This is a genomic window from Streptomyces tremellae, assembly GCF_039540215.1.
Taxonomy (GTDB): domain Bacteria; phylum Actinomycetota; class Actinomycetes; order Streptomycetales; family Streptomycetaceae; genus Streptomyces; species Streptomyces tremellae.
In genome coordinates this window covers 59,370-79,624 of sequence record NZ_BAABEP010000013.1, presented here as the reverse complement: position 1 = coordinate 79,624, position 20,255 = coordinate 59,370, and the positions used below count along the sequence as shown (strand labels likewise).

Annotated in this window: 17 protein-coding genes; 7 read left to right on the top strand and 10 right to left on the bottom strand. The window is 71.6% G+C overall.

What is annotated here, in order from left to right:
- Positions 1–51 precede the first annotated feature (51 nt).
- The gene (locus tag ABEA77_RS12455) at positions 52–714 is read left to right on the top strand and encodes a dTDP-4-dehydrorhamnose 3,5-epimerase family protein (protein ID WP_345645409.1); all 663 of its coding nucleotides are present in this window, start codon (positions 52–54) and stop codon (positions 712–714) included.
- A 303-nt stretch (positions 715–1,017) separates the two neighbouring features.
- On the opposite strand, the gene ABEA77_RS12450 is transcribed toward ABEA77_RS12455, so the two are convergent.
- From ABEA77_RS12450 to ABEA77_RS12410, 9 genes are all read right to left on the bottom strand, one after another.
- Positions 1,018–2,580: an FAD-dependent oxidoreductase gene (locus ABEA77_RS12450; RefSeq protein WP_345645407.1), complete on the bottom strand. Its 1,563-nt coding sequence runs from the start codon at positions 2,578–2,580 to the stop codon at positions 1,018–1,020.
- Complete coding sequence (gene rfbB, locus ABEA77_RS12445; RefSeq protein WP_345645406.1) at positions 2,577–3,557, bottom strand: dTDP-glucose 4,6-dehydratase; 981 nt, start codon at positions 3,555–3,557, stop codon at positions 2,577–2,579. Before rfbB ends, ABEA77_RS12450 begins: the two co-directional genes overlap by 4 nt.
- Before the next feature lie 54 nt (positions 3,558–3,611).
- Positions 3,612–4,502 carry a glucose-1-phosphate thymidylyltransferase RfbA gene (gene rfbA / locus ABEA77_RS12440; protein ID WP_345645404.1) on the bottom strand — a complete coding sequence of 297 codons (891 nt, stop codon included), beginning with the start codon at positions 4,500–4,502 and terminating at the stop codon, positions 3,612–3,614.
- A gap of 492 nt (positions 4,503–4,994) precedes the next feature.
- Positions 4,995–5,795 (bottom strand): alpha/beta fold hydrolase, encoded by an 801-nt coding sequence (locus ABEA77_RS12435; RefSeq protein ID WP_345645403.1) that lies wholly within the window; start codon positions 5,793–5,795, stop codon positions 4,995–4,997.
- A gap of 19 nt (positions 5,796–5,814) precedes the next feature.
- Entirely contained in the window at positions 5,815–6,261 is a 447-nt protein-coding gene (locus ABEA77_RS12430) for a nuclear transport factor 2 family protein (RefSeq protein ID WP_345645401.1), read from the bottom strand.
- An 83-nt stretch (positions 6,262–6,344) separates the two neighbouring features.
- Entirely contained in the window at positions 6,345–7,733 is a 1,389-nt protein-coding gene (locus ABEA77_RS12425) for an FAD-dependent monooxygenase (RefSeq protein WP_345645399.1), read from the bottom strand.
- Entirely contained in the window at positions 7,730–9,034 is a 1,305-nt protein-coding gene (locus tag ABEA77_RS12420; RefSeq protein ID WP_345645542.1) for a ketosynthase chain-length factor, read from the bottom strand. Before ABEA77_RS12420 ends, ABEA77_RS12425 begins: the two co-directional genes overlap by 4 nt.
- Before the next feature lie 68 nt (positions 9,035–9,102).
- Positions 9,103–10,371 (bottom strand): beta-ketoacyl-[acyl-carrier-protein] synthase family protein, encoded by a 1,269-nt coding sequence (locus ABEA77_RS12415; RefSeq protein ID WP_345645396.1) that lies wholly within the window; start codon positions 10,369–10,371, stop codon positions 9,103–9,105.
- A 527-nt stretch (positions 10,372–10,898) separates the two neighbouring features.
- Positions 10,899–11,693 carry an AfsR/SARP family transcriptional regulator gene (locus ABEA77_RS12410; RefSeq protein WP_345645393.1) on the bottom strand — a complete coding sequence of 265 codons (795 nt, stop codon included), beginning with the start codon at positions 11,691–11,693 and terminating at the stop codon, positions 10,899–10,901.
- A 404-nt stretch (positions 11,694–12,097) separates the two neighbouring features.
- On the opposite strand from ABEA77_RS12410, the gene ABEA77_RS12405 reads away from it, so the two are divergent.
- From ABEA77_RS12405 to ABEA77_RS12380, 6 genes are all read left to right on the top strand, one after another.
- Positions 12,098–12,883: an SDR family NAD(P)-dependent oxidoreductase gene (locus ABEA77_RS12405; protein ID WP_345645390.1), complete on the top strand. Its 786-nt coding sequence runs from the start codon at positions 12,098–12,100 to the stop codon at positions 12,881–12,883.
- Between the two features lie 160 nt (positions 12,884–13,043).
- A complete protein-coding gene (locus ABEA77_RS12400) occupies positions 13,044–14,000 on the top strand; it encodes an aromatase/cyclase (RefSeq protein WP_345645387.1) in 957 nt (318 codons plus the stop codon).
- 40 nt (positions 14,001–14,040) lie between these two features.
- On the top strand, positions 14,041–16,062 hold the full coding sequence (locus ABEA77_RS12395) for an AMP-binding protein (RefSeq protein ID WP_345645384.1): 2,022 nt from the start codon (positions 14,041–14,043) through the stop codon (positions 16,060–16,062).
- The gene (locus ABEA77_RS12390; RefSeq protein ID WP_345645381.1) at positions 16,059–16,844 is read left to right on the top strand and encodes an SDR family oxidoreductase; all 786 of its coding nucleotides are present in this window, start codon (positions 16,059–16,061) and stop codon (positions 16,842–16,844) included. Before ABEA77_RS12395 ends, ABEA77_RS12390 begins: the two co-directional genes overlap by 4 nt.
- A 180-nt stretch (positions 16,845–17,024) precedes the next feature.
- Positions 17,025–18,074 carry a Gfo/Idh/MocA family protein gene (locus ABEA77_RS12385; protein ID WP_345645378.1) on the top strand — a complete coding sequence of 350 codons (1,050 nt, stop codon included), beginning with the start codon at positions 17,025–17,027 and terminating at the stop codon, positions 18,072–18,074.
- 80 nt (positions 18,075–18,154) lie between these two features.
- A complete protein-coding gene (locus ABEA77_RS12380) occupies positions 18,155–19,360 on the top strand; it encodes a nucleotide disphospho-sugar-binding domain-containing protein (protein WP_345645375.1) in 1,206 nt (401 codons plus the stop codon).
- 129 nt (positions 19,361–19,489) lie between these two features.
- Here ABEA77_RS12380 and ABEA77_RS12375 read toward each other — a convergent pair whose 3' ends face one another.
- Entirely contained in the window at positions 19,490–20,245 is a 756-nt protein-coding gene (locus ABEA77_RS12375) for an SDR family NAD(P)-dependent oxidoreductase (RefSeq protein WP_345645372.1), read from the bottom strand.
- Between the last annotated feature and the right edge of the window lie 10 nt (positions 20,246–20,255).

Genomic DNA, 20,255 nt, shown 5'->3' with positions numbered 1-20,255 from the left:
GCGCATCGGGACTTGAGATCCGCTCGAATGACGGCCTCTACTGTCCCGCTCATGGACATCGAGGAAATGGCCGTGCCGGACGCGTACCGTCTGCTCCCGCGATTGATCAGGGACGAGCGGGGATGTTTCTACGAGTCGTACAAGTACACGGAGCTGGCCGATGCCACCGGGCATGTCTTCTGCCCGCTCCAGGTGAACTACTCGGTGTCGGCCCGCGATACGTTGCGGGGCCTGCACGGGGTGCGACACCCGCCTGCCCAGGCCAAGTTGGTGACATGCGTCCGGGGTGTCCTGTGGGACGTCGTCGTGGACGTACGCCCCGGTTCGCCTGCCTTCGGCACGTACGACGTGACGCGGCTGGACGCCCGTGAGGGTACCGCCGTCTATGTCGCGGAGGGGCTGGCGCACGGCTTCCTGGCGCTGACGGACGACGCCAGCATCTGCTATCTGTGCTCGACCGAGTTCGTGCCGGGCACGCAGTTCGGGATCGACCCGTTCGATCCCGGACTGGGCGTGCCCTGGGCGAGTGTTCTGAGCGGCCCACCGCTGCTGTCGCGGAAGGACGCGGAGGCGCCGAGCGTGCGCGAGGCGGCGGACCGGGGGCTGTTGGCGGATTACCAGGAGTGCCGCGCGCTGTACGCCCGGCTCAGGTCGCAGGCGGGGCGGCAGGACGACACGAGGAGCGCTGCCGGGTTCCTGCCGCGGCGTGCCTGAGGACCTCCGTCGGGATCGGATCCCGCCCGGGGGCCTTGAGCAGGCGCCGGGAGACGCCGCCGTGGCGAGCCGTCGTCCGGGGCGCGCGGCGGAGCGGACGAGTCCCACGATCCGGGACGGCGTGCGCTGCGACGCCGTTGCACGTGGCCGCGCAGGACCTCGCCCCGGACGCAACGGGTGGCGGCCGCCGGGCGCCTCGCGTCCCGGGCGCAGGCGCGCCGACGACGGGCGCGACCATCCGGCCGAACGGCCGTGCCCGGTCGCGGACTTCGGGCTGCCGCCCGGCCGGGACGCCCTGTCACCTCACGACGGGGCACCTCTGTACGAGGCCATATCCGAAGCGGGGAGAAGGGCGGCGAGCGCCGCCGCGTCGAGTCGGCTGCCGCGCGCGGCGACGTATCCGTCGGGGCGGGCGAGGATCCAGCCGTCCGGACCCAGACCGAGATCGTGGAGGACCGCCGCGTCGTCGGTGGTGACGGTCGTGAGTCTGTCTCGATGGGCGTCGAGCCAGGGCGGCGGTGAGCCGGCTCGCGGGGAGGCGATGACGAGCGTCCAGCGGGGGTCGCGCAGCGCGGTCAGGACGCTCTGCCAGCCGGGCGAGTCCGCGAGGCGTTGCGAGGTCACGCGGGCCAGGCGCTGTCCGACGCCGTCGGTGGTGGAGGGGGAGACACGGGGCGCCGGGTCCCGGTAGACGAGATCGAGTGCCGACATCCCACCCATGATCGTGCGTTGGATCCTCGCTTTGAGGGGTGGCACACTGCGGACGACGGTGGTGGCGGCACGCAGGATCGCGGCGATGTACGGACTGCGCTGCTGGATCATGACCGTGGCACGGCCGGTCGTCTCCAGCAGAGCGGCGCCGATCGGGACGCGCTCCGCGCTGTAGGCGTCCAGGAAGGTCGGGGAAGCACCGTGGTGGACGGCTGCGAGGCGCCAGGCGAGGTTGACCGCGTCCTGGATGCCGGTGTTCATGCCCTGCCCGGAGGCGGGGCTGTGGACGTGTGCGGCATCGCCTGCGAGAAGGCAGCGGCCGACGCGCATGCGGTGGATCATGCGCTGCTGGATGGTGAAGACGGAGATCCAGTCGGGTGTGTGGACGGTGGCAGGCAGCCCGCTGCCGTCGGTGATCTTGCGTGAGAAGCGCTCGGCGAGAGCCGTCTCGCTGGTGTAGTGCGTCTCGGCGGTGTCGAGGAGGCGCCACTTGCCCGGAGCGGGGAAGGGCACGAGCATGATGGTGCCCTTCCGGGTGCGCAGCCAGTGGATGGAGTCGCGGCGCAGCGGTGTGTCGATGTGGGCGTCGGCGATGAGCCACCTCTCGTTCGAGGTCCCGCTGAGGGGGAGGCCGAGTTGCTTGCGTACGGTGCTGTGGCCGCCGTCGCAGCCGACGAGCCATTCGGCGCGCGCGTGCTCCGGCGTGCCGTCGGGACGGCGCAGCCGGACCTCGACGCCGTCGCCCAGGTCCTGGAAGGTCTCGACTTCGACACCCCACTCGACGGTGACACCGTGGCGTGCGGCCGAGGCGCGCAGGACCTCCTCGGTGATGGTCTGGTCGACCATGAGGGTGTAGGGGAAGCGGGTGGGGAGATGGCTGTAGTCGGTGTCGAACCGTACGAGGCGGCGGCCGTTCTGGTGCAGGGTGAAGTGCTCGACGCGCTGTCCGCGGGGCAGGAGCTCGTCGAGGATGCCGATCTGGTCGTAGACCTCCAGGGTCCGGGCATGGGTGGCCAGGGCGCGCGACGTGGTCGCGGGCCCTGGTGCGCGATCGACGACGCGTACCGAGACGCCGTGTCGGGCGAGTTCGTGGGCTGCGGTCAGGCCGACGGGGCCTGCGCCGACGACGAGGACGGACGGCGGGACGGCTTTCATGCTGCCTGCTCCTCTCCTTCGGTCAGGGGTTTCCACCAGTCCGGGTGGTCGCGGTACCAGCGGACGGTGTCGGCGAGGCCCTGTTCGAAGGGGACGCAGGGGCGGTAGCCGAGTTCCGTCCGGATCTTGGTGTCGTCGAGGCTGTAACGCAGGTCGTGGCCCTTGCGGTCGGTGACGTGCCGAACGCGGTCCCAGCCGGCGCCGAACAGGTCGAGGAGCATCCCCGTGATGTCGTGGTTGCTGTGCTCGTCACCGCCGCCGATGTTGTACGTCTCCCCGGCCCGGCCCTTGGTGAGGACCAGGTGGACGGCGCGGCAGTGGTCGTCGACGTGCAGCCACTCGCGCACGTTGCGGCCGTCGCCGTACAGCGGCAGCCGCCTGCCCTGCAGGAGGCGTGTGGTGAAGTGCGGGATGAGCTTCTCGGGGTGCTGGCAGGGACCGTAGTTGTTGGTGCAGCGCGTCACGGACACGTCCAGGCCGTGGGTGCGCCAGGCCGCCCGGGCGACCAGCTCGGAGGCCGCCTTGGACGCGGCGTAGGGGGAGTTGGGCAGCAGAGGGCTCGACTCGGTCCAGGAACCGGTCGTGATGGTGCCGTAGACCTCGTCGGTGGACACGTGCACGACACGGTCCACTCCCGTGGCCCGGCAAGCGTCGAGGAGGGTCTGCGTGCCGCCGACGTTCGTGCGGACGAAGGCGTCGGCGGAGTCGAGGGAGCGGTCGACGTGGGACTCGGCTGCGAAGTGCACCACGGCGTCGTGGCCGGGCAGCAGTTCGAGCAGGAGATCCCGGTCGCAGATGTCGCCGCGCACGAACGTCAGACGCCGCTGCTGCGGCAGATTGGCGCGGTTGCCCGCGTAGGTGAGCTTGTCGAGGACGGTGACGTGCTCGTCGGCGTGGCCGGCGTACGAGCCCCCGAGGAGGCAGCGTACGTAGTGGGAGCCGATGAACCCGGCTGCCCCGGTGACCAACAGTCGCATGGCTGTCATCCCTGTTCGGTCGAGTGGTGGGGCTGATCGTGGTGGTGCGGGGCTCTAGGGAGCGGCGACGAGCGTGCCGGCGCTGTGGGCGGTGTCCATCACGTACTGGCCGTACGGTGAGTTCGAAAGCCGCTCGCCGAGCCGGTAGCAGTCGTCGGGACTGATGTAGCCCCTGCGCAGCGCGATCTCCTCCAGACACGCGATGCGGATGCCCTGCCGGCGCTCCAGGGTCTGGATGTACTGCCCGGCATCCATGAGGGAGTCGTACGTCCCGGCGTCGAGCCAGGAGAATCCGCGTCCCAGATTCACGAGTCGCGCCTGTCCTGCGGCGAGGTAGTGCAGGTTGATGTCGGTGATCTCCAGTTCGCCGCGGGGCGATGGGCGCAGGCCGCGTGCGATGTCCACGACCTGGCCGTCGTAGAAGTACAGCCCCGTGATGGCGAGGTTCGACCGCGCCGTCACGGGCTTCTCCTCCAAGTGGATCAGCCGTCCCGCTGTGTCGACCTCCCCGATCCCGTAGCGTTCCGGGTCCGCGACGGGGTGCGCGAACAGCACGCAGCCGTCGGTGAGGCGGGTGTGTGTGCACAGCAGCTCGGACAGGTGGTTGCCGTGGAAGATGTTGTCGCCGAGGACCAGCGCACACGGCTCGCCGTCGAGGAACGGTGCCGCGATGACGAAGGCTTCGGCGATGCCGCGCGGAGCGGCCTGCGGCGCATAGGTCAGGTTGATGCCGAGGCTGCTGCCGTCCCCGAGGAGACGCTGGAAGAGTGGAAGGTCGCCGGGCGTCGAGATGACGAGAATGTCGCGGATCCCCGCCAGCATGAGGACGGACAGCGGGTAGTACACCATGGGTTTGTCGTAGACCGGGAGCAGATGTTTGGACACGCCTTGGGTGACGGGGCGCAGTCGGCTGCCCGTCCCTCCGGCGAGGATGATGCCACGCATGGCCAAGTGGCTCCTTTGCTGTAGAGGCGTCGCCCTGGCCAGCGACCCTGCCGTGGAGCCGTCGAAGAGCGCCCGAGCGCTGATGGAGCCGCCGGTCGCCCACTCCAGCAGGCGTCCGATGGGGGACGGGGTGTTCCCGGAGGCGGTGCGGACGAACAGCAGGCAGAGGTGGGCAGCGCGGAGCGGCGCGGCGCCAGGGCTGCGCCGCTCCGCGCTCGTGTGTTCGGCGGCGCCGGTGTCGCCGACGGCGGACACAACACGGTGCAGGACCGGGGTGGGCGGTGGGTTCCGCGGAGGTTGCCGCGTGGGCGTCGGACAGCCGTGGCCCCGGCGTGCGCTGTGGCCGTGGCCGGTGCGGGCACTTGCGCGACGGGGCCTTGGGCGCACGTCCCCGCCGCGGTTCCTGGAACCTCGCGGGCCCGGCTCCCGAGCGCGGCCCGCGGGGCGGCACCGCCCCGCCCGGGCTCCCCGGGCGGGGCGCGCGCGGAGGCGTCAGCCGAAGTCCGGGCCCGGCATGACGGGGGCCGAGACGAAGCCGAGGACGAGCTCGCCGACGAGATGCGGCTTTTCGAGCGGGAGGGCGTGGGTGGTGCCGGGCACGACCGCGAGTTGCGCCTGGGGGAGGGCGCGCGCCATGGCGTCGGCGTGCCCGACGGTTACCTCGTCGTGGTCGCCGATGGCGACGAGCGTGGGCGTGGGGATGTCTTTGAGGTCGTTCAGGGCGAGTTCGGGCCCCTGCCGCCACATGTCCGTGAGCTTGCCGAGGACGACCGGGAAGTGACCGGGGCCGTCCGGGGAGAGCGCCGCGTACGGCGCCTGGAACATGGCGCTCAGGAGCTGCCGGTTCTCCTCCGAGTCGGTGAAGAGGGCCTGCGTGGAAGCCTCGACGCCCTCGTCGGTCGATGTGCCGATGACTGTCAGGGTCCGTACGAGGTCGGGCCTGTGCAGCGCGAGATGGAGGGCGACCACGCCGCCGTCGCTCCAGCCGACGGCGTGGACGGGGCCGGTGCCCAGGTGGTCGATCAGGGCGGCGGTGTCCTCGGCCATGGTGCGGTAGGTGAAAGGGCCCGGCAGGTCCTGGGTCCGCCCGTGGCCGCGTCGCTCCGGCACGAGGACGCGGTGCTGGGCGGTGAGCGCGGGCAGGTGGACGGACCAGCTGTCCGCGGTGACGCCTCCGCCGTGCAGCAGCAGCATCGGCGGTGCCGGCGTTCCGGACTCCTGCTCCCGCGAGGTCGCCGGGTGGTCCTCGTAGTACGTGCGAAGACCGTTGACGGTGGCGTAGGTGCCGGTCAAAGGGGGGTGTCCTTTCTCGTCAGGCGATGTCGTCCCGGGTGACGGTGCGGCGGTACACCTGTAGCCGGCCGTTCTCATCGCGGGTGAGTACGTCGTGGCAGAGGGTACTGCGGTGCAGGCTCGTTCCGCCGCCGAGACGGGTCTGGACGACGAGGGCGTACGAGCGCGCGGTGATGGTCCGGTCGTCGTTCTCGCTGATGGTCAGCATGCCGAGCCAGTGACGGTGGACGAGCCCTTCGGCTTCCAGGCGGCTCGTGGCGGCGCGGGCGCCGGCGGCGATGGCGGCGCGTCCCGTGGAGGGCGCCGGCAGCCCGTTGGCGTCGAAGGTCCCGTCGGAGGTGAAGGTGTCGGCCCACTCCTCGCAGGCGTGGTCGTCGAGGAGCTGCATCTGGCGGGCGTAGAAGTGCTCCACCTCCGTGCGGAGTTCGTTCGCGGTCGTGGCCGTACGGGTGTTCAGGTCGCTCATCGTGAAGTCCTTTCGGAGTGTGCGGGCGGGTACCGGTGCGCGTGCCGTCCCGCGGGGCTGAGGGGCGGCGCAGCCCTGTCCCGCTACGGGCGGAAGAGGTCGGTCCTGGTGGCGACGGGCGTGCGGCCGTGGGCGATGCGGTGGGTGAGGTGGGTGCCCAGAGGCGTGTGCTGGACGAGCCGGGCGAGGACCGGACGCACGGTGTCGGCGAGCGGGCTGGTCCGGAGCATGGTCTTCGCCTGGGCGGTCTGGAACCGGAAGACGCTGTTGACGGCCGGGGCGCGTTGCCGCGCGTACCGGTGGAGGAGCTCGTCGGCGCGAGGGTCGCCCTGCGCGGTGCCGAGCACGTCGAGGAGGTGGGGATGGAGCGTGGCGGCATCCTGCAGGGCGAGGTTGATGCCCTGGGCGCCCAGCGGGCTGTGGGTGTGGGCGGCGTCGCCGATGAGGACGAGTCCGGGGGCTGTCCAGGTGCCGGCGCGGGCGGCGAAGACGTCGAGGAGCGTGAGGTCGCCCAGCCCGTCGAGTTGGTCGTGGACGAGGCGCCGGTGGGCGGGCAGGGCGCCGGCGATACGGTCCTTGACGCCTTCGATGCCCTGGCCGGCGAGGGTGTTCCAGCTGCGGTGGGGGATGGTCCATCCGACGCTGAGGGTACGGGGGTGGGAGGCGTGGACGAGGAACGCCTGCCCGGCGTTGCGGTGGACGCGGACATGGCGGGGGAGGGGGCCTGAGGTGCGGAGCTTGAACCACACCACGTCGTGGTCGAAGACGTCCATGCGCTCGTGGCGGATACCCGCCAGTCGCCGGGTCTGCGAGTACCGTCCGTCGGCGCCGACGATGACGCGTGCGTGGACGGTGGTGTGGCCGGCAGCGTGCCGGGTGGTGGCCGCCGTGTAGCGCTCCCGGGTGGTGGTGAGGGAGGTGAGGCGGTGGCCCGAGAGGTAGGTGAAGCGGGGGTGTTGCCGGCAGGCGTGGAGGAGTTCGGTCAGCAGGTGCCGCTGGTTGAGGGCGAGAAGATGGTTGTGAGGGCCCGTCAGGCGGCTGTAGTCGATGTCGAGGAGGATGCGTCTGCCGTCGACGAGTTGGAAGCCGGTGTGGGACTGGGCACCGTGTCCGCTGGCAGCGGCGAGGACACCGAGGTCGTCGAGGACGCGGAGGCCGCCGGGCTGGAGGATCTCCCCACGGAACTCGCGGGTGAAGCCGCGTGAGCGCTCGGCCACCGCGACGGTGGCTCCGGAGCGCAGGAGGAGCAGCGCCAGGGTGAGACCGGCGGGTCCGGCACCGATGACGCACACGTCCGCGTGGAGTTCCGCGTGCTGTCCCGCCGGGCCGTGCGCGTCGCCCTCAGGCCGGCGCTCGTCCTGGCCGGCGCCGCCCCCGGGCAGGCAGGGACCCAGGGCGTCGTGGTGTTCCCGGTCGTGGAAGCGGGCGTACGGACCGGGCCCGCTGCCGTCACCGGACGGCGGAGGCCTCACCGCTGCCCGCCGTTCTCCTGCGCGCCGGACGGGTTCCCCGCCGCCCCCGGGACCGCGGGCTCGGCGCTCAGGACGGTGGCGGCGTTGAAGCCGCCGTGGCCGCGCCCGATCACGAGGGCGTGTGTGAGGGGGGCTCGGCGGGGCCGGCCCGTGACGAGGTCGAGGTCGTGGCGCGGGTCCGGGACGGTGTTGACGGTGGGCGGGACGGTGCCGTAGCGGAGGGCCCGCAGGGCGGTGGCGATGTCGAGGGCACCCTGGCCGGCGCCGAGGCGTCCGGTCATGGTCTTGGGAGCGGTGGCGGGGACGCCGTGCGGGCCGAAGAGGTCGCGCAGCGCCTCGCTCTCCGCGCGGTCCGCTGCGGCGGTGCCGGCGGCGTCGAGGAAGACGATGTCGATGTCGCCGGTGTCCAGACCGGCGTCGGAGAGGGCCTGCTGCATCGCCCTGATGAGCCCGTCGGGCCGGTCGGGGACCGGATCGAAGGCCGTGGCGTAGCCGGTCAGGGCACCGTAGGAGCGGGCACCGCGGGCCCGGGCGGTGGCCGGGTCCTCAAGGACGAGAAGGGCGCCGCCCTCGCCGATGATCTGGCCAGTGGGGTCACACGCGTAGGGCCGGTAGGCGGTGGCGGGGTCGTCTCCGGTGGAGAGCGTGCCCGTGGAGAGGTGTGCGGTCCAGGCCCAGGGGCACAGGGTCGAGTCGATGCCGCCGGCCAGGAGAGTGTGCGTGTCGGTGCGCAGGTGCCTGCGTGCCTCGGCGAGCGCGCCGTGGCCCCCGGTACTGTCGGAGACGAGTACGCCGCCCGGGCCGCGGAGCTGATGGCGGATGGAGATCTGGCCGGTGTTGACGGCGTAGAACCATGCGAACGCCTGGTAGACGCTGACGAACCGGCTGCCCTTGCTCCACAGCGCCTGCAACTCGCGTTGGCCGAACTCGAAGCCGCCGGCTGTGGACGCCGTGACGACGCCCGCGGCGTAGCCGGGGAGGGCCGCCGGATCGATGCCGGCGTCCGCAAATGCCTCGGCGGCCGCGTACAGGGCCAGGCGGGTCATGCGGTCCGTCTGCGGCAGGAGCCGGCTGGGCACGTGCGCGGTGGGGTCGTAGTCGGGGATCTCGCCGGCGAGCCGGCTGGGGTAGCCGGAGGCGTCGAAGAGAGTGACCGGGCCGATGCCGCTGCGGCCCTCCACGGTCGCCCGCCACCAGGCGCGTGTACCGAGGCCGTTGGGGGCCACGACACCCATCCCGGTGATGAGGGGAGCGGCTCCGCGGCGGTCGTACGCCGCACCCGCCGGGGCGTCGCCGGGCATCGGGGACGTGGCCGGTGTCCCGGCGCCCGCGGAGGTGCGGGCGGCCGCGTAGGGGGTGGTCGTGGGCATCAGATGTGGTCCCTTTCCGGCGTGGTGAGCACCATGGCGCTCTGGAAGCCGCCGAATCCGCTGCCGACGGAGACGACGGTGTCGACCTGCCGGGGCCTGGCGACCAGCGGCGTGTAGTCGAGGTCGAGTTCGGGGTCGGGCTCGTTGAGATTGGCAGTGGGAGGGACGAGGTTGTTGTCGATGGCCAGTGTGCTGGCGGCGATCTCCAGGGCTCCGACAGCGCCCAGGGCATGGCCGATCATCGACTTGATGGAACTGACCGGGGTGGCGTAGGCGTGGGCGCCGAGGCTGCGCTTGAACGCCGCGGTCTCGTGCCGGTCGTTCTGTTGTGTGCCCGAACCGTGGGCGTTGAGGTAGTCGACGTCCTCGGGGGCGGTGCGTGCCTGGGCGAGGGCCCGGTCGATGGCCTCGGCCATTTCGCGGCCGTCGGGCCGCAGGCCGGTCATGTGGAAGGCGTTGCAGCGGGTGGCGAACCCGGCGACCTCCGCGTACATCCGCGCGCCGCGGCGCCGCGCGTGACCGAGTTCCTCCAGGACGAAGACGGCGGCGCCCTCGCCAAGGACGAAGCCGTTGCGGGTGCGGTCGAAGGGCCGGGACGCGGTGTCCGGAGTGTCGTTGCGCGGCGAGGTGGCGCGTATCGCGTCGAAGCAGGCCACGGTGATCGGCGAGATCGGGGCCTCGGTCGCGCCGGCGATCATGACGTCCGCCGCGCCCTCGCGGATCAGCTCCACGGCGTGGCCCACCGAGTCCAGGCCGGAGGTGCAGCCGGTCGACACCAACTCCACCGGCCCGAGGGCGCCGGTCCTGCGGGCGACCTCGGCCGACATGGAGCTGGGGACCATGTAGTCGTACAACCAGGGAACGGCGCGGGTGTGATCGACCGTCCAGTCCTGTCCGGACCTGCTGACGTGCGCGTACTCGCGGTCCAGGCCGGTGGTGCAACCCACCGCACTGCCCAGCGTGACGCCGGTGCGCAGCGGATCGAAATCCGCGTCGAGGCCACTGTCACGGGTGGCCTCGTCGGCGGCGACCAGTGCGAACTGCACGGCCCGGTCCAGGCGTTCGGTCTCGTCGGGGCTGAAACCCCCGTACTCGGCCGGGTCGAAGTCGCACTCGGCGGCGATGCGGGACCGGTAACCGGAGGCATCGAAAAGCGAGATGGTGCGCGTCGCGGTGCGGCCGGAGCTGATCAGGGACCAGAACTCCTTGACCCCCGCGCCGCCGGGGGCCAGCACGCCCATACCGGTAATGACGACCCGTCTGTACATGGTGAGGTCTCCAAGTGATCGGTCCTGTCTGCGGTTCGGTCCCGGCTCCGGACAAAGTGGGGGCCTCGTGCCTCCCGCATGCGCACGCCGACGGGCCCGCGGCTCGGCTCAGGGGACGAGCCGTAGGACCGCTGTCGGTCCCCACGCTCGGACCACCGTGCCGTGCCTGGATCGAGTGCCGTTCGAGCAGTGACGGCCTCGTCCCTCCGCCCCGGCGCGACCGCTCGTGGGAGGGGCCTTGCGAGCCGCACGGCACACGCCGCGGACCGTGTCCCGCCGTCCGGCGCGGACGAGAGAGCGGTGCCGGCACCGGGCGGAGCGGCCGAGCGGGACACCTGGGCGGCGGCAAGGCCGGGGGAGGCGAGGAAGGTGCCGTCCGGAACGGAAGGACCCACACGTGAGTGGCCGTCGCGATGGCGGACAACCAGTCCCGTGTGCTGTCCGCCACCACCGCATCCGTCCGTCCGCACTGCCCACGCCGGCCCGTCGGAGGGGCGCGGGGACGCGGGCGTGTTCGGGGGCGGTTCTTACGTGTGGCTGCCCAGCATCAGCACGTCGTGCTGGATCTTCTGCACCTCGACAGAGGGCCTGAGGCCGAGTTCGTGGTCGAGGATGCGCCGCAGTTCCTGGTAGGCGTGCAGGGATTCACCGCGGCGCCCCGCACGGCTGAGCGCGAGAATCAGTTTTCCGTGGAACCACTCGTTGAGCGGGTGGAGGGCGACCAGGCCGCGCAGTTCGGCTATGAGATCGTGGTGCCGCCCCAGTTGCAGGTCCGCCTCGATGCACAGCTGCGTGACGAGGAGGCGCTGCTCCTCCAGGTGTGTGATGTTGCCCTCCAGGATGCGTCCCGGAGAGACGTTGGCGAGGGCGGGACCGCGCCAGCGCCGCAGTGCCGTGCGCAGGATGAGCGATGCCTCGTCGTACTGCTTCTGGGCCAGCAGCCGGCGTCCGCGGCGGGCCAGCACCTCGAACTCGTCCAGATCGACGTTGCCCGCCGCCACGTGCAGTGTGTAGCCGGGCGGGCGGGTGATGAAGAGTTCGTCCGCCTTCGGGCCGACCTCGCGCACAAACAGCCTGCGCAGATGGTAGATGTATGTTTGAGCGGTGGTTACGGCGCTGCGCGGTGGATTTTCGCCCCACAATTCCTCGATGATCGTGGAGGTGTCCACCACCTGGTTCGCCTTGAGTGCCAGCAGCGCCAGAACGCTGCGTACTTTGGGTGCGCTGGGAATGCAGGTTTCGTCACCGCAGACCACTTCAAGCGGCCCGAGAACTCTCAGGCTGATCTGTCGCGAACGAAGCGTTTCCTGGATCTTCTCCATGGCTTCTCTTCCCCCATAGCCGAGAAAGGCGACTCCCGAGCGATGCGCCTTTTGGGGCGATTCGCCGTCTTCTCTGCCCTGCTGTGCGCGGCAGGTGGGACATCACGCGGTGCGCGCTTTTCGGAGTACATGCCAAACTTGTCCGTTTTCGATTTTTCGTCACGGCGGCCCTCAGGTCTCCCGTTGGTCACGAAGCTACCTGTGGTCTCACGGTGAATGCGAGACCCCCTCGAAGCCGCCTATAGCGAGAATCAAACAGTTGGCAACTCTATGGTTGATTTTGACTGCACCTGGGTTGTGAGGGGCGGGGTGGGTGAGGTAATCGCGCGGCGAATCGCCGGGTCTCGGCGCGGCTCGTTCCCGCGTCCAGCCGGGCTCTAAGCGCGAACCGCAGGATCGAGTCCATGACTAGCCAAAAACGGCGCACCGCTCTGGTCACCGGCGGTACGAAGGGCATCGGCCTCGAGACTGTCCGCGCGCTCGCCGGGGCCGGGACACGCGTGTTCCTGTGCGCGCGGGACAAGGACGCGGTGGCGGCCACGGTGAGCGGCTTGCGCGACGAGGGCCTCGATGTCGCCGGCGGGCCCTGCGACGTCCGCGAGCCCAACGAGGTGGCCGGTCTCGTCGAGGCGGCCGTGGAGCGCTTCGGCGCCCTTGACGTCCTGGTCAACAATGCGGGCCGCAGCGGTGGAGGCGTCACCGCCGAGGTGAGCGACGAGCTGTGGTTCGATGTCATCGCGACGAATCTGCACAGCGTCTTCCTGGTCACCCGGGAGGTCCTGAGGGCTTCGGGAATGCGCGAACGCGGCTTCGGGCGCATCGTCAACGTCGCCTCCACAGCGGGCAAGCAGGGCGTGGTGCTTGGCGCCCCCTACTCCGCGTCGAAGCACGGCGTGGTCGGCCTCACCAAGGCCCTGGGCAACGAGCTGGCCCCGACGGGCATCACCGTCAACGCGGTGTGCCCCGGTTACGTGGAAACCCCGATGGCCCAGGGCGTCCGGGCCGGGTACGCCGCACACTGGGGGATCAGCGAGGCGGAGGTCCTCAGCCGCTTCCAGGCCAAGATCCCCCTGGGGCGGTACTCCACGCCCGGGGAGGTCGCCGCCATGATCGCCTACCTGACCACCGACGCAGCAGCCTCGATCACCTCGCAGGCGATCAACGTCTGCGGCGGCCTCGGCAATTACTGACCTCGCGGGAGCCCGCGGCGGATGCACCGCGTCCGCCTGCCGGTCGAGCGGCTCGCGCCGCGCCGCCGGGCAGAGCGTGTCGCCGGCGCTCCTTGGCGCTGCCGCCGCTCCCGCCGTCGATGGGCGCTCTGTCCGACCGAAGAACACGAAGGAGAGAAACGTGCCCCAAGCCTCGCCGCCCACCACACACGTCACGCGGCATCGGGCCACGGTCGACGCGCCCGGCGCGGTCGTCTTCGATCTGCTCGCAGACGTCTCGCTGTGGCCGCACCTGTTCACACCGACCGTGCATGCCCAGCGGATCGCCGGCGACGACAGCCACGAACGCATCCGCCTGTGGGCCCTGGCCAACGGCGAGGTCCGGTCCTGGATCTCCCGACGGGATCTCGACCGACGGGCCCTGCGCATCACGTTCCGCCAGGACGTCTCGCAGCACCCCGTCGCGGCCATGGGAGGCACCTGGCAGATCTCGGAGGGCCCGGACGACTCGTGCACGGTCGAGCTGCTGCACGACTTCGCCGCGGTGGACGACGACCCGCGGGGGGTCGAGTGGATCGAACGGGCGGTGGAACGCAACAGCACGGCCGAGCTCGCCGCGTTGAAAGCCGGTGCGGAGACCAGGGTCCGCTGCCCGGAGCTGGTGATGAGCTTCGAGGACGCCGTCACGATCGACGGATCCGCCCAAGCCGCCCACGACTTCATCCGCCGCTGCGACCTGTGGCCCGAGCGGCTGCCGCACGTCGCCCGCCTCGACCTGGTCGAGGAGGAGCCGGGCATCCAGCTGATGTCGATGGACACCCGTGCCCCCGACGGCACCGTCCACACCACGGAGTCCGTGCGTGTCGTCCTGGAGGACGGCAGGATCGTCTACAAACAGACCAGAGTCCCGGCCCTGATGACCGCCCACACCGGTCAGTGGCAGCTGACCGCGGGCGTCGACGGGGTACGCGCCGCCTCCCGCCACACCGTCGTCCTCAACCCCGGCACCCTGGCCGACCACGTCGGCTTGCCCACCGTCGACGCCGCACGCGCGGCCGTCCGCGCGGCCCTGGGAGGCAACAGCCTCGCCACTCTCCGCCTCGCCAAGTCCCACGCGGAGGGCGGCACCCGTGAGTGAGACGGCTTCTGGGTGGCCGCACAGGACGTCCCCCGCCCCTGTGGCGCACCAGGTCCCCGGCCTCAGGACCGAGGGCAGCCGGCTGGGCTGGGCGGCGGCCGAGACGAGTGGTCTGGACGCCCTGCTGACACGGGCGGCCGCGCAATACCCGGAACGCACCGCGATCCGCCGGGTACGCCAGGGCAGGCCGGCCTCCGATCCGGACACGTGGGCGGCCGACGAGATCACCTTCGCCCGACTGGACGACGAGGCAACCGCCTGGGCAGCGCGCCTGCGCCGCCACGCCGGTCCTGGACGGGCAGTGGTGGCCGTCGTCTCGCCGCTCAGTACGCCGTTCGTGGCCGCGTTCTACGGCACCGTGCGCGGCGGCGACATCGTCGCGCCGCTCAACCCGCTGGTACGCGCCGACGAACTCCACCATCTGCTCGGCACCACTCGTGCCCGCGTCGCGGTCGTGACCACCGAGGTCGCGGCCGAACTCGCCACGCTGCGGGACCGGCTGCCGCACCTGGCCGCGGTCATCGACCTGGACGCGCCGGACGAGGGACCCCTGCCCGGCCGGGCCCACGCGGCCCACGACACCCCCGGGATCCCCGACGACGTGGCGTGTCTGCAGTTCACGAGCGGCACCACAGGGCCGCCGAAGGCCGCGATGCTCACGCACCGCAACCTGCTCGTCAACGCGGCCCAGATGGCGGAAGCCCACCAACTGGGGCCGGACTCGGTGGTCCTCAACCACCTGCCCAAGTACCACCTGATGCACATGAATTCCGCGCTCCTGACCGGTGCCACCCAGATCCTGTGCACCGATCCGGACCCGGTGGCCGCCCTGCACGCGGCCAACGACCACCGCGCCACCCACTACTACAGCATCCCCGCGCGGCTGCTCCGCCTCGCCCGCGACGAGCGCCTCACGGGCCTGGACCTGCACACCACCCGCGTGGTCGCCTCGGGCGGTGCGGCCCTGCCGGCCGCCGTCGCCGAGACACTCGCCGGCCAACTGGGTGTGCCGGTCTTCCAGGGCTACGGGCTCGCCGAGACCTCGCCGCTGACGCATTCCGACAGTCCGGTCCGGCCGCGGCCGGGTTCGGTCGGGCCGGCGCTGCGCGACACGCAGTGCCGGATCGTCTCCCTCGACGACCCCGCCCGGGTTCTGCCGAGGGGTGAGGCGGGGGAGGTCCAGGTGCGCGGACCGCAGGTGATGCGCGGCTACCTGCGCGACGGCGCGCGCGTCGCCGGGCCCGTCGACCATGAGGGATGGCTGTCGACCGGCGACGTGGGCAGGATCGACGAGGACGGGTACCTCTTCCTCGTCGACCGCATCAAGGACGTCTTCAAGTGTGACAACTACCTTGTCGCACCCTCCGAGGTGGAGCGGGCGCTGCGGGCCCATCCGGCCGTGGCGGACTGCGCCGTCGTCGACTACCCCCACCCCCTCAGCGGTGCCGTCTGCGGCGCGCTCATCGTCCTGGCACCCGGCTCCGCCCCTCTCCCCGCCACCGGTGAGGGGGCCGGCTCGGGCGGCGACGACGGAACGCCGGCCCAGGCGGGGGAGCCAGGGGGCGTGCCGGCGGCCGTACTCGCGGAGGTCAACGCCCGCCTCCCGTACTACCAGCGCATCCAGGTCGCCGAGGCGGTCATGACCGTCGAACGTTCGGCGAACGGCAAGATCCAGCGCAGCAGGCTGCGCGACGCACTCATCGATCGAAGGGCCGAACGGGCCCGCACAGGGGGTAAGTCCGTGTCGTCAGCAGACGGTCAGGTCGTCGCCATCACGAAGTTCACGCTCCGCAAGGACCCGGCGGAGTTCGAGGAGGCGTTCCGCGGGCACGCCGAGTTCATGCGCGGTCGGCCGGGTTTCCAGCGGGCCCAGATGGTGCGGTCCGCACGCACCCCCGACGTGTACATCAACATCGGCTGGTGGCAGGACGCACCGTCCTACCTCGCCGTGCTGCGGTCCGAGGAATTCCGCGGCCATCTCGGCATGTTCGCCGAACTGGCCGAGGTGGAGCCCCTGATGGGGCCGGTGCTGTTCTCGCTGCAGCCGCCGGAGCAGGGGTGAGCGGCCTGCGTGAGCCGTCCACGGGAGGCAGCAGCCTCGGGCTGGAGGGCCGGGTAGCGCTCGTGACGGGGGCGACCCGGGGCCTGGGGCTGGCCATCGCGCGGAAACTGTGCGCGTGCGGGAGCGACGTCCTCCTCAACTATGGGCACAGCGACGAGGACGCCGAGCGGGCGATCGACGCACTCGCGCCGTTGAAGGGCACCGCGACCGCCGTGCGCGGTGACCTGTCGGATGCCCGCGCCCTGCCCCGCATCCTGGAGGAGGCCGGGGCGCGGTACGGGCGGCTCGACGTGCTGGTCCACAACGCGGCAACCTGGACCCGGATGGGCCCGGCTGCGGCCGATCTCGCGGCACTGCACCGGGACGTGGCCACCGCGCTGGACCCGCTGCTGACCGCGGTGCCGTTGCTGCCCGAACTGATGAAGGCAGGCGGTGGGCGCGTGATTGCGATCTCCAGCACCGGCGCCCACCGCGTGGTGCCCGGCTACCTGGGGCTGGGGGTGGCGAAGGCCGCCCTGGAGTCGCTGGTGCGCTATCTGGCAGTCGCCCTGAGCCCCTACGGCATCGCCGCCAACGCGGTCTCGACCGCCAAGCTCGACAAGGGCCACACCACCGGCCAGGCCTACCGGCAGGCCCGGGAACTGGCCCGCCGCACCCCGGCCGGACGCCTCACCACCCCGGCCGACGTCGCCGATGTCGTGGCCCTGCTGTGCACGGATGAGGCGGCCTGGCTGCGCGGTCAGGTCGTCACCGCCGACGGCGGCCTCGGCCTGCTTCCCTGACCCCATGGGGCCCGGCGGGACGCGGCGTTCGCCGGTGCGTGTCGGTTCGGTCCTGGCAGGCCGGCTCCGGGCCGCCCCCGCGCCCCGACGCATGCCCGGCGGTCCGGCCTCAGCCCGGACGCCTGGGCATCCCGCAGGCCCCGTAACCGACCGTCCACACATACCTGTTGGGAATCGCCCATGAGCCCCGCGCAGATCGGTACACCGGGCACCCCGCCCGACCCGGCTCCGGCGGGCGCACCGCCAGGGGCACCTCCGCTCGGTCTCGGCGTCCTGGGCTGCGCGAGCATCGCCAGGCGACGCATGCTGCCTGCTGTCGTGTCCGACCCGTCGGTGCGTCTGGCGGCGGTGGCCAGCCGCAGAGGCGCCAGGGCTGAGGCGGTGACCCGGCAATTCGGGGGTGTGCCGGTGGAGGGATACCGGCGGCTGCTGGCACGCGAGGACGTTGACGCCGTATACATACCGCTGCCGGCCGCCCTGCACGCCGAATGGATCGAGGCGGCGCTGAGGGCGGGCAAGCACGTCCTGGCCGAGAAGCCCCTCGCGGTCGACGCCTCGACCGCCGCGCGCCTGGTGGCGCTGGCCCGCGCGTCCCACCTGCTGCTGGTGGAGAACTACATGTTCACCCACCACAGCCAGCACCGTTGCGTCCGCGCCCTGCTCAAGCAGGGCGTCATCGGAGAACTGCGGGCGTTCACCGCCGCCTTCGCCATCCCCGCCCTGCCACCCGACGACATCCGCAACCGGCCCGAACTCGGCGGCGGTGCGCTGCTCGATGTGGCCGGATACCCGATCCGCGCCGCCGAGCTCTTTCTCGGCGACGGCGTGGACGTCGCGGCGTCGGTCCTCCGGTTCGGCTCCGCCGGAGGGGTCGACAGCGGAGGGGCGGTGCTTCTGCGTACGGCCGAGGGCGTCACCGGCCAGCTGACCTTCGGCATCGACCACGCATACCGCTCCTGCTACGAGCTGTGGGGCAGCACGGGGCGTCTCACCCTCGACCGGGCCTTCACCCCGCCCCCCGGCCACCGGCCGCTGGTACGTGTGGAGCGGGCCGACGGGGTCCGCGAGCACGTCCTCGCCCCCGACGACCAGTTCGCGCGTGTGATCAGCGCCTTCGCACGAGCCGTGCGTACCGGGGCCGACGAGTTGTGCGAGTCGGGCGTGCACCGGGTGGCTGACATCGTGCCGCACGCCCGACTCGTCGACGCCGTGAGGGAGGCGGCGCGCTGAGTTCCGCGGGCGAGCATCCGGCCACAGCGCGGGTGCCCTCCCCTTCCCCTTTTCTGCCGACTCATCTGGAGCTGCCGTCCATGCGTGTCCTGTTCACCACTTATGCGGCGCGACCGCACCTCTACCCGATGGTGCCGCTGGCCTGGTCCTGTCTGCTCGCCGGGCACGACGTGCGCTTCGCGAGCACTCCCTCACTGATGGACGCCGTCCACGCGTCGGGCCTGCCCGGAGTCTCGGTGGGGCGCGACATCGACGCCGAATCCTGGTACCGCAGCGGCACCTTCGTTCCCGGCCCGGCCGCCGAGGGCGAGCCGGAGAACGCGGTGTGGATGCGGGTCACCGACAAACTGGCCGCCAAGCAGTTCAGCGTCTGCGAGCACATGGTCGACGATCTCGTCGACCACGCCCGCGCGTGGCGGCCCGACCTCATCGTCCACGACCCGGTCACCTTCGCCGGCCCGGTAGCCGGGCAGGTCCTGGGCATCCCCACCGTGAGCCACCTGTACGGCCTCGCGCGCCTGCTGCGCCTCGACATCAAGGACTGGGTCGGCACCGAGCACCGCACCGGCTACCTCGACCTGTTCTCCCGCTGGGGCGTCGAGCCGCTGCTGCACCCGGAGGTGTGGGTGGACCCGTGCCCGCCCAGCCTGCGGTGGCCCCGGCAGGTGGCGATCGACCGGGCGCCGATGCGCTACCTGCCCTACAACGGGCCCGGTACCGTCCCCGAATGGCTGAGCGAGAAGCCCGGAAAACCGCGCGTACTCGTGTCGTGGGGCACCTCGCAGCAGAAGAAGCTGGGCACCTCCATCATCGAGCTGTTCGCCGGGGTCGTGCGCAGCGTGGCCTCGCTCGACGTGGAGGTCGTGCTCACGGTCGGGGCCATGGAGCCGGAGCACCGCCGCCATCTGGGAGAGCTGCCCGACAACGTGCGTACCGTCGACTGGGTCCCCCTCAGCAGCGTCGTGCCCAGCTGCCGGGCCGTCGTCCACACCGGAGGCACCGGGGTCATGATGACCGCGGCAGCGCAGGGCGTGCCGCAACTGGGCATCACCAAGATCCCCGAAGGCCGCTTCAACGTCGAACGCCTGGTCGCCGTGGGCGCCGGCCGCCACCTGCCTCAGGACGATGCCGGCGACGAGGCCGTGCGCGAGCACGTGGCCGCGCTCCTCGGCGACGACTCCTACCTGGACGCCGCGCACGCGCTGCGCCGGGAGATCGACGAGCAGCCCTCGCCGGGATCGGTCGTGCCCGTGCTGGAGGCCATCGCGGCGAAGGCGGCACCCTGACACGGGTTGTGGCACGACGGGCGCGGAGGACGGGGGGTATTCCCCGGCCTCCGCGCTCTGGCGCGGTACCACGTGTCGTCCCCGCCTGTACCCGTGTGCCCCGGGCTCTCCGGCCCGTGCGGCTGCCGGTCACCGGGGCGGCAGGACGCCCGCGAGACGGCCGCCGTCCACCACGACGGTCTCGCCCGTCATGTAGGCCGAGTCGTCGCTGGTGAGGAAGGCGACGACGGAGGCGACGTCGCCTGGGGCGCCGAAGCGGCGCAGCGGCAGCTGGGCGGCGAGCTGGGCCATTGTCTCGCTGCGGAAGCTGCTCGTCATGTCGCTGTGGACGACGCCGGGGCAGACGGCGTTGACACGGATGGACTCCACGCCCAGTTCCATGGCCGCGACCTTGGTCATGCCGACGACGGCGAACTTCGAGGCGGCATAGGCGATCAGTCCACGGTCACCCGCGAGACCCGCTGTCGACGCGATGTTGACGACGGTGCCGCCGCCGGCCCGGCGCAGGTGGGGGATGACCGCCTGCATGCCGAGGAAGGTCCCGGTCTGGTTGACCTCGACCGTGTGCAGGTACTGCTCAAGCGGCAGGTCAGCAGCCCACCCGATGCTCAGGACCCCGGCGTTGTTGACAAGTCCGTCGAGTGTGCCGAAGCGGTCGGCTGCCGCGTCCGCGGCGGCCCTCCACTGCTGCTGTTCGCGCACGTCGAGGTGGACGTACAGGGCTGCTTCGCCGAGTTCGTCGGCGAGCTGTCCGCCCTCGTCGTCGCTGATGTCGCCGATGACGACCCGTGCCCCCCGGGCGGCCAGCAGCCGGGCGTGCTCGGCGCCCTGTCCCTTCGCCCCGCCTGAGATCAGGACGACCCTGTTGTCGAGCTCGTGTGCCACTTCTTCCTCC

Excerpts from the sequence above, each read along its gene's own strand:
- ABEA77_RS12430 (WP_345645401.1), bottom strand. The coding sequence starts at position 6,261 with ATGAGCGACCTGAACACCCGTACGGCCACGACCGCGAACGAACTCCGC.
- ABEA77_RS12380 (WP_345645375.1), top strand. The coding sequence starts at position 18,155 with ATGCGTGTCCTGTTCACCACTTATGCGGCGCGACCGCACCTCTACCCG.
- ABEA77_RS12420 (WP_345645542.1), bottom strand. The coding sequence starts at position 9,034 with ATGCCCGGCGACGCCCCGGCGGGTGCGGCGTACGACCGCCGCGGAGCC.
- rfbB (WP_345645406.1), bottom strand. The coding sequence starts at position 3,557 with ATGCGACTGTTGGTCACCGGGGCAGCCGGGTTCATCGGCTCCCACTAC.
- rfbA (WP_345645404.1), bottom strand. The coding sequence starts at position 4,502 with ATGCGTGGCATCATCCTCGCCGGAGGGACGGGCAGCCGACTGCGCCCC.
- ABEA77_RS12415 (WP_345645396.1), bottom strand. The coding sequence starts at position 10,371 with ATGTACAGACGGGTCGTCATTACCGGTATGGGCGTGCTGGCCCCCGGC.
- ABEA77_RS12405 (WP_345645390.1), top strand. The coding sequence starts at position 12,098 with ATGACTAGCCAAAAACGGCGCACCGCTCTGGTCACCGGCGGTACGAAG.
- ABEA77_RS12410 (WP_345645393.1), bottom strand. The coding sequence starts at position 11,693 with ATGGAGAAGATCCAGGAAACGCTTCGTTCGCGACAGATCAGCCTGAGA.
- ABEA77_RS12455 (WP_345645409.1), top strand. The coding sequence starts at position 52 with ATGGACATCGAGGAAATGGCCGTGCCGGACGCGTACCGTCTGCTCCCG.
- ABEA77_RS12450 (WP_345645407.1), bottom strand. The coding sequence starts at position 2,580 with ATGAAAGCCGTCCCGCCGTCCGTCCTCGTCGTCGGCGCAGGCCCCGTC.
- ABEA77_RS12385 (WP_345645378.1), top strand. The coding sequence starts at position 17,025 with ATGAGCCCCGCGCAGATCGGTACACCGGGCACCCCGCCCGACCCGGCT.